Origin of the sequence: Tenacibaculum larymnensis, assembly GCF_028829235.1 — a bacterium.
Taxonomy (GTDB): Bacteria; Bacteroidota; Bacteroidia; order Flavobacteriales; family Flavobacteriaceae; genus Polaribacter; species Polaribacter larymnensis.
The window spans coordinates 352,783-367,645 of record NZ_JAIWJY010000004.1 but is presented as its reverse complement, the minus strand read 5'-3'; the positions used below and the strand labels follow the sequence as shown (position 1 = coordinate 367,645).

The following is a 14,863-nucleotide window of genomic DNA, read 5'->3' as shown; positions in this document are numbered from 1 at the left end:
TTTGTGCGATCTTACAAAAAAATGATATGAGTAATTTTACAGAAAAAACTGGAGGTTTATTTCAATTTATAAAAAGTAAATCTTTTTTAAAAAACATAATTATAGCAGTTGTTTCAATACTAGTTTTTGTATTTGTATTACAATGGTGGTTAGGAGTTACAACAAACCACAATCAAAAAATACAAGTACCTGATTTGCATAAAATGTCATTAGCTGATGTTGAGCAAAAACTAAGTGAATTAAATTTAGATTTTGTGGTAATTGATAGTGCAAGCTATAATCCTGAATATCCAAAAAAATCAATTATTGAACAAGATCCGGAAGCAGGTGATTTTGTAAAAGAAAAGCGTAAAATATATTTAACATTAAATCCATCTAAATATAGAGATGTAGAAGTTCCTAATTTAAATGGGCGTACCAGACGTCAGGCAACAACACATCTACGCTCAATAGGGTTTAAAGTTGGAACGAATGTTACTTGGGTTCATGATATAGGAAAAGATGTGGTTCGTGGATTAAAACATAACGGACAAAAAATAGAGCCAGGAACTAAGTTACCAAAACAAACAACCATCGACTTGATTTTGGGTGATGGTAATGGATACTAATTTTTATAACTGATTGATGCAGGAAGATAATACTCCAGAGATAGAGAATGATGATTTATATGAACATCATAGGTTTGTAGCAACAGATGGTCAAGTACCATTACGAGTAGATAAGTTTTTAATGAATTTTATTGAAAATGCTACTCGAAATAAAATACAGCAAGCAGCTAAAGCAGGAAATGTTTTAGTAAATGATGTTGCTGTAAAACCAAACTACAAAGTAAAACCTAAGGATGTTGTTAGAGTGGTATTAACATATCCACCTCACGAAAACTTATTAGTAGCAGAAGATATTCCTATTGATATAGTATATGAGGATGATGAAGTAATAGTGGTGAATAAGCCAGCAGGTATGGTAGTACATCCTGGTCATGGAAATTATTCAGGTACGTTAGTAAATGGACTGATTCACCATATAGAAAACTTACCAAAGAATTCTAATGAGCGCCCTGGTTTAGTACATCGAATTGATAAAGATACTAGTGGGTTGTTGGTTGTTGCAAAAACTGAGTATGCAATGGCTCATTTATCTAAGCAATTTTTTGATCGTACTACAGAACGTTTATATTACGCTTTAGTTTGGGGGAATATAGAAGAGGATGAAGGAACTATTGAAGGAAATATAGGACGTAGCTTTAAAAATCGCTTACAAATGGATGTTTTCCCTGATGGAGAGCATGGTAAGCATGCAGTAACTCATTATAAAGTGTTAGAAAGACTTACGTATGTAACATTAGTGCAATGTAAGTTAGAAACGGGTAGAACGCATCAAATTAGAGCTCATTTTAAGCATATTGGTCACACACTTTTTAACGATGAGCGTTATGGAGGTAACGCCATTTTAAAGGGAACTACATTTACTAAATACAAACAATTTGTAGATAATTGTTTTAAAATATTACCAAGACAAGCTTTACATGCAAAAACGTTAGGTTTTACGCATCCAACTACTGGGGAATTTCTAAAGTTTGATTCTGAAGTACCTGAAGATATTACCGCTTGTTTAGAGAAATGGCGTACGTATTCTGAGCATTCTAAATTGGAAGAATAAAAACTTATTCAAAGGAAAAGGCTATATAAAATGAATTCATTTTATATAGCCTTTGTTTCATTTTTCTTATAAATCCACTCAATAATAAAACATAGGGTAATAATTCCAAGAGATACAAATACTCCAATTAGATTCGATTGAAGTTGTTGTTTGATTAGAATAACTAGAGCAATTACACATAAAAAACATCCTAATAAAGGAATTATTTTATTAGCACCTGTTTCTTTTGAAAGTTTAAAACCTACGTAATTTACAATTCCGAAAATAAGGATGAAGCCAACACTACCAGCAGTAGATATACTTTCTAAATTTAATGTGTTAACTAATACTAGAGTTGCTATAGCGGTAATTAGTAATCCGATAGGTTGATTCCAAAATTTGGCAAGAAAATGATGTGGTAATTCATCATCTTCAGCAATTTCATAGTTAACTTTACTACCTCCATATAATGAAGCATTAATGGCAGAGAAAGTAGAAATTAATGCAGCTATGGTTATGATAGTAAATCCTACTTGTCCTAACATTGGTTTAGCGGCTTCTGCTAGTACATAATCTTGCGCTTTGGCAATTTGATTAAATGGGAGAGAACCTACAGTAACAAGAGCAATGATAATGTACAACACAATAACAAATATTACAGAGTAGTAATAAGCTTTTGATATGTTTTTTTCAGGATTTAAAATATCGGGAGCAGCATTGGCTATTAACTCAAAGCCTTCATAGGCAACAAAAATAACCATACCACCAGCAAATAATTTGATAGGGTTTTCCCAGTTACTAATAGATAGTTGAGCCATATTAGGATTTCCTATTAGTCCATAAGCTCCGATGGCAATAAAACCAATAAGAATTATAAGTTTAATAACTACTGCGTATGATTCAATTTTTCCCACTACAGCAATACTGTAGTAGTTAATTGCTGTAGCTATAATAATAATAGCACTGGCATATATATGAAAGTTGATTGTTTTGTTTTGAGTTATTTCCCATAGGTTAGGAGCATAAGAGCCAAAAGCAGAAGCATATAAAGAAAGCATTACAATATAGCTTACCCATAAAAGATTGTTAATAGCTCCGCTAAAAATGGTTCTTCCAAAACCTTGATTAATAAATTTTACAGTGCCACCTCTATCTGGATATTTTTTTGAAAGATTTACATAGCTATATGAGGTTAATAAAGCTAGTATTCCTGCAAGTAAAAAAGCAATTGGAGTTCCTCCTTTAGCAAGTAAAACAGCTAGACCTAAAACGGCAAAAATACCACCGCCTACCATACCACCAATCCCTATTGAAATAGCTTCTTTTAATCCAATTTTTTTAGACATAGTTAGTGACTGTTAGTTAATATTACTAATAAATCATATTTAATAATCGTAAAACTCTTTTAAGATAATATCTTTTCCTTTGGTTAGGTTTTTTAATTCACTCAAAAGGTAATATCTGTGCATGAATCCACATAGTACAACAATTCTTTTTCCTTTGTTTTGTTCTGAAATTCGCATTATATTTTTAGCCATTGTCTGATTTCTTAAACCCCAAAAATCACAAGCCAACTGAAATCCGTCACGGTAACTTATTTTTTCTCCATTTGGTTTCGTATGAAAACGAGTAGCAAATTCATCTCTTACACTGGTTATTTTTGGTAACATTTTATATTGATAATATTGTCTTTCGGCACAAATACTATCTGTTGTAGGATTGTTAAAGTTTTCAGGTGATTTAGAAGCTAATACTATTAAAGGTTCTAAAAGAGCTTTATATTTATTATGAATTACAGACTCTGTAGGAGACAATAAATTAGCCTTGTTTAAACTGTCTAATAACTTTGTGGTTAAGCCATCAGTAGGACGAGAGCCTATGTTTATTCTATATTCATTTCGTCCTTCAAACTCATAAGGTCTTAATTTTGTTGAAGGATACTTATTAACATATTTTTCAGATGCCATATCTTCATTACTATTAGAAATATTTTTGTATCTAAAATTAGAAGTGAAAAACGAAGAATCTAATTCTTGCAATATAAAATCAGGCTTTACGTCTTCTAATATTTTAAAGAGTGTTTCTGAATTAAAATTAGGTTCTGGTTTATGTAGAGTTCCTATAACGATTATTTCAGTTGCTTTTTCTGTTTTACAAGAAAATGTTATTGTTAATAGTAGTAATACTAGCGTAATTTTTTTCATTATTTTTAATTATCTATGTAGAAGTTTTTTGTGATTTTGTTCTTTTAATCAATGGTAGCCAATATAAAATAAAAAAACTACAAAAGATATAGTAAGAAGGTGACCAGTAACTACAAGTAGTCCTTTAATAATCAACAACAATTTTTTAAAAAACATTACTCATTTTTGATAGGGCTACAAATTTCTATTAAGAAACCATTAATGTCTTTTACATAACCTGCCTTTTGTCCCCAAGGTTTTTCTTTGAGTGGTTCAAATTCAATAGCACCCATGTCAATGGCTTTTTTAAAATCGACTTCTATATTTTCTGATACAAAAGCCATTTCTATTCCAAAAGGTTTATTAGATGTATTTGATTTTACAGTTTTTTCTTTAAAGTTAGATTTTTCCAATTCATAGGAAGCAAAAGCAATAGTTGTTTCTCCAGAAATTAATTCTCCATAATCATTTTCAGGTGTGATAAATTTTGAAGTAAAACCGAAAGCTTTTTCGTAAAAGTCAATAGTTTCTTTTACGTTTTTAACATAAAGTATAGTATATCCGTATTTCATTATAGCTCTTTTTATACAAGTAAAATTACTTATTTTTTAGATACTTTGTATAAAAAAGCTATTTATAGTGTAACCTATGAGGCTTTTAATGTAAAGCTTATTATTTTATTTATGCTTACTACCAAATGGAGCTCTTTTAATTAAATACTTAATTGTACTATGGTATTTATCTAAACCAGCCATAAATGGTTTACGAGAAACAGAGTAAATATTAGAGCCTTTATCATTATATATATCCATTGTAATCTTAGAGTCATATGTATCTGAAGTAGATGAGCTACCAGAACTAATAGCTGTTCCTTTTCTTTTACTTCTGTCTTTTTTTGACTTGTATGTAGTTACCGTAGATCCTGAGGTTCTAGTTCCTGTATTTTCAACATCATAAGAACCAAAAACTACATGCTCAACGCCAAGTGTAATAGCTAACTCATTAGGTAACATTGTTTCAAACTGATTAACAGAAATATTGTTTTTAGCTAAAGTAGCGTTAACAATTCTAGGGTCTATAACTTCAATCATAGGTGACTCCTTCTTTATGGTATTAGTACAATCAGTCTGAATTTGTCTTCCAATGGCCTCTTTATCTACTGAAGCCATATTAGTTATAACTTTAAAAGGAAGTACAGCCATTTTACCTTTTCTAATAACAAGGTTTGAGGTACTTTGAGTATTTTGTTTTGTTGCTTTTTCAGAAATTAATTGAGTTCGTCCGCTGGCAAAAATAATTTTATTGACTTTAGCTCGTTTGATTTTATATTCTAAGGTTTCACCGGTAAAAATGAATGTAATTTCACTATCATTAATGACTGTTACTTTTCCTTTTCTTTCTTTTCCATCCATCATAATAACTGTATCAGCAGTATCTTGTGCAGTTGCTGAAAATGATAAAAAGAATATTAAAAAAGATAAAACTGTAAGGGGGTAGAGTTAAATAAGCTTTTCATGGTTTTGTAATTTTATTGGAAATGAAAATACAAAAAAATGATTAATTTCATTTTAAATAATTAATTATGTGCTGTATAGCTGTTTTATAACAAGCTGAATTTTAGTTATCTCTTACAATTTCATCACCTCTGTAGGTGTGATTTTTATCTTTATATAATAATGAGTGTTTTTTATTTACTGGTCCAAAAGTAGCTACATCAGCACCTTTTAATAGTTTACCGTATACGTACACGTGACTTTTATCTTTTGAGTAATAAGACGTTTCAAAAATACTAAAGGTCTTTGGATCAGCTTTTTCTATAATATTTTCGTGATAAAACACATGATTTTTGTCTCTAGAATAAGGAAATTGAATGATTTGAAAAGACGAAGCATCAGCTTTTTCAATTATAATTCCATCATACATTACCTTATTGTCAAATAGTAGAAACTTATCTTCTAATATGGTTAAATTATCAATGCTTTGGTAAGGTATAGAAGTGAGAGAATCTACCTTTTCACCATTTATATATTCTTGAAAATCATAAATATTGTTATTATCTGCAATATATCTACTATTGATTTTTTTTGTTGTAGTAGGATCTATTGTAGAAGCTAGTAATTCATAGTTTTTTAAAGAATATACTTGGTTTTTGTCTTTAGTAAAGCTTTTATTTAAAATAGTAAAAGAGTTATAATCCACATCAATAGGCACGTAATTATAAAAATAATGTTTGTCGTCTTTAGACCAGTCGCTATCAATTTTTTGAAATGTTTTCGGATTAGCTTTCGCAACTTTCCATAAATGCTTTTTTTCTTGGTTGGTTTGAGTAAAGTCGTGAGGTAAATAATTTAAAGCTCTATATACATTGTCTTTATCAAAACAGATGTAATTGTCATCATCAACATAGAAAGTAGCGGTATCTACTTCATTATCTATAATATGAGTTTTAAAGAATAAATGATTTTTGTCTTTCCCAAAATCTCTTCCTAAAACTTTAAAACTCTCAACATCTGCATTTATTTTGGTATTACCCAGTTCAAACCAATTTCCCATAGGGGAATAACAAATATTTCTTTTTGATTTTGAATAGTAATAAGAATCTGAAATGGATTTATCAACGGGGCCTGCAAAAGGACTACAGGCTTGGCTAATTATAGCCATGATAAACAAGGATACTTTTACAAGTGGGGAATGTTTAGCTCGTGTAATTTTTTTAATTATAGAATTCAAAATAAGTATAATTATGATTGTTGATATATAAGGATGGTCTGTAATTAAGTTCATTAAATAACTATAATCTTTTTATTTAACTTTTAGAGTTTTGTTAAAAAATATTATTGGTTGATGCCTTTTTTATTCAGTTTTGAATAAGTTAATAGTGTAGTCTAATAACTTCATATCTCCATATTTTCCGTGTCCAGGAACAACAATTTTTATATTGGGGTATTCTAGTTTAATCTTTTCAACAGTATTAGACCATTCTGAAACATTGGCATCTGCTAAATTTCCTTTGCTGGCATTAAGTGTTTTTGTTAAACATCCTCCGAACATAATATTTTCATAAGGGAAATAACCAACAACGTTATCTTTCGTATGTCCTTCTCCAAAATATTTTGCAATAATATCTTTATTACCAACTTTTAATATAAGAGAATCTTTAAAGCTGTTTTGTGGAGCTTCAGAATTATTTTCTTTAGCAAGCTCTATAGTTTTATAATATGAATGAGAAGGAATTTGATGTTGGTGAAATGCCTTTAATCCACCTAAACAATCATCATGAAAATGAGTTGGAATAATTGCGTTAATTTTTGAGTCAAGAGTTTCATTTACCCATTTTATTAACTCTTCTGAGGTAGAGTTATCTGTTGGGGTATCAAAAATTATAACTTCATTCTTATAGCTAAAAATTAAACCGTTACAAGGAACATTTCCGAAACTTTCAGTTTGTAAAAAAGAGGTATGTTGAAATGAGTTTTTAGAAATTTGTTTGATAATCAGGTTTTTAGTTTTATAAACCTCTTTAGATTTAAAAGAATCATTTTTTTTATGGTCACAGCTTGTAACTGTTAATGAAATTAAGATTATAAATAAAGTTTTTATTACAGCTTTCATTTAGGTATGTATATTAGTGTTTTTTTGATTTAGTTCTTCAAATTGTCATTAGCGCAATTTTATAGCTTCTCTTTTTATCCATTTCATTGCTATGTTAAATGGTTCTTTAGAGGCTGAATATCCAGTGTTATGACCTAATGCAGGGAATAGAACATGTTCGAAAGGTTTGTTCTGAGATTTTAAGTTATTAAGGTTTTCTATGCACAATTTTGCAGGTATCTGAATATCTTTTTCACCAAAAAGCCAAAGACCAGAAATTGAAAGATTACTCAAAGCATCTAGAGGGTCAGTAGCTTTAAATTGGTATCTGTCAGGATCATTTTTAGTGTGTTGTTTGGCATCTTCTTCGGTATGATTTTTCCAAAAGTCAGAATTTCCATTAGTATAAAATTGAAACCTGAGCTGTTCAAGAGTTGTAATAGTAGGACAACTAAACAATACCATGAATTCTACACGTGGATTTTTGTTTGCAGCAATTGGAATTATCCAACCTGCTTGGCTAAAACCTAATAAACCAATAGGTAGACTTTTATTTTCTTGTTGAATCAAATTTACAGCTGCACTTGCATCTTTTGCTAATAAATCAAGATTATCTGTACTAATATTGTTCGTACCTACTTCAGGTCCTGCATAAATTCCACCTGATTCTCCAACACCACGTTTATCGTAAGTAAATACTAAAATGTTATTTTTAGCTAATAATTCAGCGAATTTGGTCATTCTCGGAACACTATCAGAACCGTGTACTATAACAACAGAAGCATGAGGTTTTTTTGGGGTGTAAATTGTACCAGCCAAAGTAACCCCTTCACTCTCAAATGTTACATCTTTTGTTTTTATTGAATCTATTGATTCGACTTTTGCTTGAGTAACTGAGATGCTTTTTTGCTTACCTAATTTATTACAACCAATTAAAGTTATACATAAAAATAGTAAAAGGAGACTGATATGTTTCATAAGTGGGTTATTTCTTACTTGAATTTAGAATGTATTGCTACTACTAGTTTATATACAGAATAAATTTACTGTTATATTCCTTTTATGGTATGATAAGCGGAAGTTTTTAGCAATTTTTGTTTTTTTTATTAGCGCTAGCCAAGATAAAACAAAATAAAAAACCGTACAAAAATGTACGGTTAAAATGGTGTTTTTGAGCTGTGATAGGTGAATTTCGAATCCATTGTAATGTGGCTATATAATATTTTACTTACGATTTTATTTTTCAATTTTTTTCCACCATTAAAAGTATTTCTTTATTAATTATATCAGCGTTTTCCTTTTTGGTAATTATAGTACCATGATTTGATTCAATAACAAATTGTTTGCTATTAGCAGATAGTTTCGCCAGTTCTTTTTGTATATCTAACCATAATTGAGTTTGTTTGTCAGGATCAATACCATTCTTTCTATATCTTTCTTTTTGAGACTCTCTAAACTGTTCTGTTGCGGTAAAAACCAAAATAGGTAATGAATCTAAACTTTTTGCTTGACCTGCTCGCTTAAGTATATCATCATTGATGCGGTTTTCTTTTAGGTACCTATGATAAACCTTACCTGAATAACAAGCAAGATTAAGGTTACGGATATGACAATCTTTAGGTAAGCCATCATTTTTAGCCTTAGGGCTAGTTATTTTATTATAGATTCCTCTTATACCCATATCTGAAATAACTGCAATAAATTTTAATAAGTTAATTTGTTCTTTGGGAATTAATTCATTTTGAGCTAGTCGTTCCCATTGTCTAGGGTGGCTCGAATCTAAGAAGACCATTCCTTTTACTTCATTTGGATACAGATCTCTGAATATTTGATTGTAGGACCCACCCATAGAATGACCAACTAAGATATAAGGAGGCTTTTCTCCATTTTTCTCAAGTAATTTGTGTAATTGGTGGGCATAAAATTCTGATGTAATACTATCTTTACTTGATTCGCTAAACCATTTTCCTTCTCTATCATAGCGTATTACTCTCATATTTTTCTTCAACCCTTCCGCAATCCAATGAAGCATATCTGTATGACTGTTTGCACCTGCTTCAAGAATAACAGTTGGTAAATCGTTTTTTTCACCTTCAGCTCTTATATGAAGTTTTGTTCCATTAACATCAACTAATTTTCCTGGAGGAACAGGTTTTGAACTAAACAATCGGTAACATGCTCCTGATACTATTAGCAGTAATATAATTCCAGCTAAAAATATACCTATCCATTTGAAGGTTTTTAGAATTAATTTCATAGTAATTTTTATATATAATAAACTTATTGTGTGTTCGTATTCTTTTATTCCATTAAGAACTTCAATTCTTCACAAGTTTTACTCGGTGCAAATTCAGTCAGTTCATAGTCTGCTAATTTATTTTTCTTGAAAGGGTCTTTTTCTATAATCTTCTCCAATTCAGATTTAGATTTGACATTCGATAATATTACTCCGCCTGTTCTTGGTGTTTTTCGTCCAGAAGCTATAAAATGTCCTAATTCATATTGCTCATTTAGAAATTCAACATGCTCATTAAGAAAGTGGTCAATTTTTTTTAGTTCTGTTTTATAAGTCAGATTAATTATAAACATTTAAAGTTTTTTATTCAGTTATAGTTTTTTACGTTTGTTTGGGTATGAATCATAGCGGTTTTGGCTTATAAATAGTACTAGGATTAATACCTATAAAAAAATCAATATCATTAAATAGTCTATTCTAAATTATGCTAAAAGTCTAATAACTTACAGACTACAATTGTTTACATTAAAATATTTTCTTGTATTTAAATTGATAAGACCTGGACCTGCATGTCCATAATGAGAAGGGTTGTGAGAGTATGCAACATTACGGTTTACAATAAGTTCATAGGCAGGAAAATTATTATGAAAACCTTTTACGCTTATACTAAGCGATTTATTTGCTAAATTTTTATACAATATAAATTCTAATTCAAAATCAATATTAGGAGAAAATGGTTCAGCAAAAGGATAACCAGCAGAAGCAGATACTTTTATAGTAGTTGTATCATTGTTAAGAACCGTTCCTGATTCATGAAAATATGTACCTGATAACGAATTTTGTATATCTACGTTTAATGGAAGCTCATCAGAACGATCATGAGAAATAGTATTACTACAAACACCTACGTAGTGGTGCCCAGTTTGAATAAATGTAGTTCCAGTATCTACTAGTTCAGGAACTTTTTTTATATAGGCACATACTTGATGGCTTTCTCCTGAGTGTTGATTAAATGGATTTCCTTTTCCTTTTTTATGTTCAGGGTGTTTAAATATTTCATTATAAAAATTATAATTTCCTATTTTTTTAGGTTCAATTATCATTTCTATGGCTAAACGTGTTGAATGTTCACTATGGTGGTGATACATTTCTACGCTATCAGTAGCATAATATTTATTACTAAAACTATTTCCAGGTTCTGGAAGCCAAGTAAAACCTTTAGAATCTATATTTCTGATTTTTCTAACAAACTCTTCCTTGTTGGTTAAAGAATTAAAATGTTCTGAGTTTTGAAAATAACTTAATAAAGGTTTTCCTAATGATTTAGGTATAAATGCTTGAAATTTTATGATTATTGGTAGCATGTTTTATTTTTTGTGATGATAGTTTTGTAATTCATAATAATGCTGAAATTCCTTTCTTAATATTCGAGTATCAAAAAATTCTCCTTTAGAAGGTTCTCTATTATATTTTTCTCTGTAGCGTTCAATCATTTCTTCTTCAGTTAGATAATAGTCATAATATTTATTAGGCGTTGTTACAGTAAATAATAGAAGTGGATAATAGAAGTCTACTCCCTCTTTATATATATATACACTATCTTGTTTATTTTCCCATTTAAAAAAAGAAGCTTCTTTAATCTCATTATCTAAATCATCTTCATAATAAATCTTTAGTCCTTTAGGAGAACTATGTTGTTGTGCCCCAAGAAAAGGTATAGCATTGTTATGATATGTAAATTGCGATTTAGCCATACCAGTGCTATCTACTTTAATTAGTCGAGAAGCACCTATGCCTAAAAAACCTCCAGTCCATTCTTTTGCTTGCCCATCAGGTATATTATACTGTACAGCTACAATACCTTCATAGTTTTTAGGTAAAATAATAGCTTGGTTGTATGGTCTCCATACATACCAGCTAAAAAGAATAACATATATAAAAGGAAAAAGGATTAAAAAAGCATCCCATAAAATGAGTTGCTGTTTTGTTAAATTATTTTTTATGTTTTTCTTTTTAAAACCAAACCTTAAAATAAGGTAGAATAGTAGAAGTAATATTCCTAATATTGAAATAGGCCATAGTTTAAAAAAGAAAAAACTAACAGTTAGTAAAGCTCCAAAAATGATATAATATATCGCTGTGTTTCTTAATCTTTTCATTTTGTTTAGCTGTTTAATGACTAAAGTTAAATGAGAATAAAACTGTTAGCAGAATTCTATTTTTGATAGATAAATGAAAGTTGTAGCAATTTTATTCTTCTTATTCAATGGTAGCCAAGATAAAACAAAATAAAAAACCGTACAAAAATGTACGGTTAAAAAGATGATTTCAATTTTGATAGATAAGTTATGAACCTACTGTAATAGAGGTTGTAGATAATATAACTCCCTAAAATTGTATTTTATTTCCTTTTAATGTTTTACGAAAATATTTCCCGTTTTTTATAAATAATAGTTCACCATATTCTCCTTTTTTAATACTAGAGTCTACTCCGAAAACTTTGTTGTTAAACAAACTAACTACTTCTTTGTTAGAACAATGTCCTACTATTATATGTTTTGAACTTATATCAGTTAAGATATCAGAAATATCTTTATCCTTTAGATTGTCTCTAAAATATCCACGATACCATATTAAACTTGTATTACCATAATAGGTTTTATAAAAGTCTGTAGATTTCATTTCTTTTTTGCTACGATCTATAGAACTTCTCATTATATCGTTTATGTTTTTGATATTAAAATCATTTTGAGCTAAAAAGTCTTTTGAAATTCCACCGTGAACAAAAACGTTATTATTTATTTTTACTATTGTTGGTTTAGAGCGTAACCATCTACCAATAAGAGTCTTTTTTCCATATAACTCATCATAGTCTACGTTTAATAATTTAGAGGTTAACTTGTATTTTTCGTTTATGTATCTTAAATCTTTATGGAGAATCATATACTCGTGATTACCCAATAAAAAATGTACACGTCCACCTTTTCTTTTTGCTTGGTGTTCAAGTTTATAAATTAACCAAAGGGTTTCATTAACTTTATCACCTCTATCAAAAATATCTCCAACAATTATTAAGTGACCTTTACCAAAATTCCAATTCAGTTTGCTGTCAATTACCTTATTGTTTTTTAATATTTCAATAGCTAAATCATATTGTCCGTGAATGTCACTTAACGCAGCTATTTTTCTTATGTTATTAAAAACAGCTTTGTCAGGATTAAATATTGTGTCATAAGCATTAGGTTCTAAAACTTTAGAGAAAACCTGACCATTTATTATTGATTTTTTAATCAGATTATTGTTTTCAATAAATATATATGGTCCATCAGAGAATTTATTTTGAACACTAGTTTTTACATTTGTAGTATTTTGACAAAATACAGGTGAAATAGTCATAAAAACTATTACTACTATTAAAAATTTTTTAATCATAAATTTATTTTTGGTATTACTAATAACTATAATACTGCTATTATCCAGATACTTATAGGCAATAAAAGGGAGTTGTGGTAATTTTTGTTCTCTTAATAAGCGAAAGCCAAGATAAAACAAAATAAAAAACCGCACAAAAATGTACAATTTAAAGTAGTTTGTTTTTCAATTTTTTAATCCTCAATATTCTATTTGTTATAATTCCAACGTAACAGGTCAAAATTATAATGAGAGATAAAATGATTTGCCAAGACTCAGATTTTGGGGAATCAAATAATAATTTAAATTGTGGGATTTGAATTATAGTCAGAATTATTATGAGAGTTGAGAATATTAGTAATGATTTCAGATTCCGAGCTATTGATGTTGGTTTATATCCAATTAATATTTCTTTTGCGTAGAATATAAGTAGTCCAATTGTCAAAATATTTGGTATAAGTAAATTCCAAGAGCTGTATTGATTGGTTTCAATATTTCCGAAAGTCAAATAAATAAAAGTCAACCAACCAAAAATATAGATTGTGAACAAAGTTAATCCAACCCATAAAAGTTTAAATAATATTTCTAGTTTGTTATTTTTCATTTAGTCTAATTGCATATAACGGTCTTGTATGTGAAGCGTAGCCTGCCGATAGGTGGCTATGGTTTATATACAGTGTTAGGCTCTTTTATGGTATTGTAGAAAACTCCAAATGCTTCATTCTCATTCGCAAGCTTTTCAATATCAGTCTCTTCAATAATTCTTTTAATTTCTGTTCTAAAATCACCACCTTTACGAAGTTTAGCCTTTAGTTCATGTCTATCCTTAAATCCTAGCCATGTTTCGATTTCAGGATCGGGAATAGCTGCGTTCCAATTTGGTGAATCAATATTTCTTTTGAACAAGTCTATTGTTTTAGAAGTATCTGAATCAGAGTCGGCAACAATTAAAACAGGTGTTTTGTAATTAAGGTTGAAAACTGAGTTAGCAACTTTTGGTATGGTAAATTTTCCCATTGCAACTATAATCTTTATAGAAAGTGTAGAATTCAGTTGATTAAGAATTTTAGTTGACATGAAAGAGATAATATCACTATCTGTTTTTCCTTCACAGATAATTACCAAATCAGTATCAATTTCATCAACACCTTCATTTTTTACAATTTGAGTTGAATGTCCATCGTAAAGGTAATTTTCAATTTTCGTCACTCCTTCTTTCGTTACTTGTTCTGACTCAATTGGTAAATAAACAATTCCTTCTTCTGCTGCTTTTCTAAGTTTAGATTTTAGAATATTCTTGAAGGGTTTATTGTGTATTATAACTGAGTCAATATCGTCTTTTCCAAAAAGAATAACATTTAAAGATTTTCCTAGAGTTAAAGCATCTACAGCGTCATTAGAGTAACCCGACATGGAAATAAATATCCCAATAGTTCCCAATAGTTTCCCGTCAACTTTTCCCTTGAACTGATAAATAGATGATGCTGGAAGTTCATCTTTGTGCCATTTGGCTTCAAGTAGAAATACCGCTCCGTCTAAAAAAAATGAACCATCTATTTGTTCTCCTTCTGGTTTATATCCAGATCTTGGCTCTAATCCTTCTCTTTTTAAAAGTTCATTTAAAATTCTTTCAAATTTGAATCCACGCTGTCTAAACCAGCTCGGTTTAGCATTTTTTGGTGGTGATAAAAGTTCTGTATATTCTTTATTTATATCCATTTTTGAATTGAGCCTAACTTGTTTATATACACATTAAATACATCATTACACAACCAAAAAGGAGTTATAAGAGTACTATACTGTT

15 protein-coding genes are annotated in these 14,863 nt (G+C 29.5%); 2 read left to right on the top strand and 13 right to left on the bottom strand.

Features of this window, described 5'->3' with window-relative positions; translation table 11 throughout:
* Positions 1 to 26: 26 nt before the first annotated feature.
* Positions 27 to 608, top strand: coding sequence for a PASTA domain-containing protein (locus LCI24_RS08645; protein ID WP_099214240.1), 582 nt, complete (start codon positions 27 to 29; stop codon positions 606 to 608).
* 16 nt (positions 609 to 624) lie between these two features.
* Positions 625 to 1,659, top strand: coding sequence for an RluA family pseudouridine synthase (locus LCI24_RS08640; protein ID WP_121146982.1), 1,035 nt, complete (start codon positions 625 to 627; stop codon positions 1,657 to 1,659).
* 41 nt (positions 1,660 to 1,700) lie between these two features.
* Here the strand turns inward: LCI24_RS08640 and LCI24_RS08635 are convergent, their stop codons facing one another.
* The 13 genes from LCI24_RS08635 to LCI24_RS08575 all read right to left on the bottom strand — a co-directional run bounded on the left by LCI24_RS08635 (position 1,701) and on the right by LCI24_RS08575 (position 14,778).
* Positions 1,701 to 2,984 (bottom strand): APC family permease, encoded by a 1,284-nt coding sequence (locus LCI24_RS08635; protein ID WP_099214242.1) that lies wholly within the window; start codon positions 2,982 to 2,984, stop codon positions 1,701 to 1,703.
* Positions 2,985 to 3,023: 39 nt separating this feature from the next.
* A complete protein-coding gene (locus tag LCI24_RS08630) occupies positions 3,024 to 3,842 on the bottom strand; it encodes a hypothetical protein (RefSeq protein WP_274640016.1) in 819 nt (272 codons plus the stop codon).
* A 155-nt stretch (positions 3,843 to 3,997) separates the two neighbouring features.
* Positions 3,998 to 4,393, bottom strand: a complete 396-nt coding sequence (locus LCI24_RS08625; protein WP_275563637.1) for a VOC family protein — start codon at positions 4,391 to 4,393, stop codon at positions 3,998 to 4,000.
* 105 nt (positions 4,394 to 4,498) lie between these two features.
* Entirely contained in the window at positions 4,499 to 5,236 is a 738-nt protein-coding gene (locus tag LCI24_RS08620; RefSeq protein ID WP_274640015.1) for a hypothetical protein, read from the bottom strand.
* A gap of 202 nt (positions 5,237 to 5,438) precedes the next feature.
* Positions 5,439 to 6,482, bottom strand: coding sequence for a DKNYY domain-containing protein (locus tag LCI24_RS08615; protein ID WP_274640014.1), 1,044 nt, complete (start codon positions 6,480 to 6,482; stop codon positions 5,439 to 5,441).
* Between the two features lie 192 nt (positions 6,483 to 6,674).
* On the bottom strand, positions 6,675 to 7,433 hold the full coding sequence (gene bla, locus LCI24_RS08610) for a subclass B1 metallo-beta-lactamase (RefSeq protein WP_274640013.1): 759 nt from the start codon (positions 7,431 to 7,433) through the stop codon (positions 6,675 to 6,677).
* 48 nt (positions 7,434 to 7,481) lie between these two features.
* Positions 7,482 to 8,390, bottom strand: coding sequence for an alpha/beta hydrolase family protein (locus LCI24_RS08605; protein WP_274640012.1), 909 nt, complete (start codon positions 8,388 to 8,390; stop codon positions 7,482 to 7,484).
* Between the two features lie 265 nt (positions 8,391 to 8,655).
* Positions 8,656 to 9,669 carry an alpha/beta fold hydrolase gene (locus tag LCI24_RS08600; protein WP_274640011.1) on the bottom strand — a complete coding sequence of 338 codons (1,014 nt, stop codon included), beginning with the start codon at positions 9,667 to 9,669 and terminating at the stop codon, positions 8,656 to 8,658.
* Between the two features lie 44 nt (positions 9,670 to 9,713).
* Positions 9,714 to 10,001: a YciI family protein gene (locus tag LCI24_RS08595; protein WP_274640010.1), complete on the bottom strand. Its 288-nt coding sequence runs from the start codon at positions 9,999 to 10,001 to the stop codon at positions 9,714 to 9,716.
* Between the two features lie 150 nt (positions 10,002 to 10,151).
* On the bottom strand, positions 10,152 to 11,012 hold the full coding sequence (locus LCI24_RS08590; RefSeq protein ID WP_274640009.1) for a hypothetical protein: 861 nt from the start codon (positions 11,010 to 11,012) through the stop codon (positions 10,152 to 10,154).
* 3 nt (positions 11,013 to 11,015) lie between these two features.
* The gene (locus LCI24_RS08585; RefSeq protein WP_274640008.1) at positions 11,016 to 11,807 is read right to left on the bottom strand and encodes a hypothetical protein; all 792 of its coding nucleotides are present in this window, start codon (positions 11,805 to 11,807) and stop codon (positions 11,016 to 11,018) included.
* A gap of 229 nt (positions 11,808 to 12,036) precedes the next feature.
* Positions 12,037 to 13,080 carry a metallophosphoesterase gene (locus LCI24_RS08580; protein ID WP_274640007.1) on the bottom strand — a complete coding sequence of 348 codons (1,044 nt, stop codon included), beginning with the start codon at positions 13,078 to 13,080 and terminating at the stop codon, positions 12,037 to 12,039.
* Positions 13,081 to 13,719: 639 nt separating this feature from the next.
* A complete protein-coding gene (locus tag LCI24_RS08575; RefSeq protein ID WP_274640006.1) occupies positions 13,720 to 14,778 on the bottom strand; it encodes a restriction endonuclease in 1,059 nt (352 codons plus the stop codon).
* Positions 14,779 to 14,863: the final 85 nt, after the last annotated feature.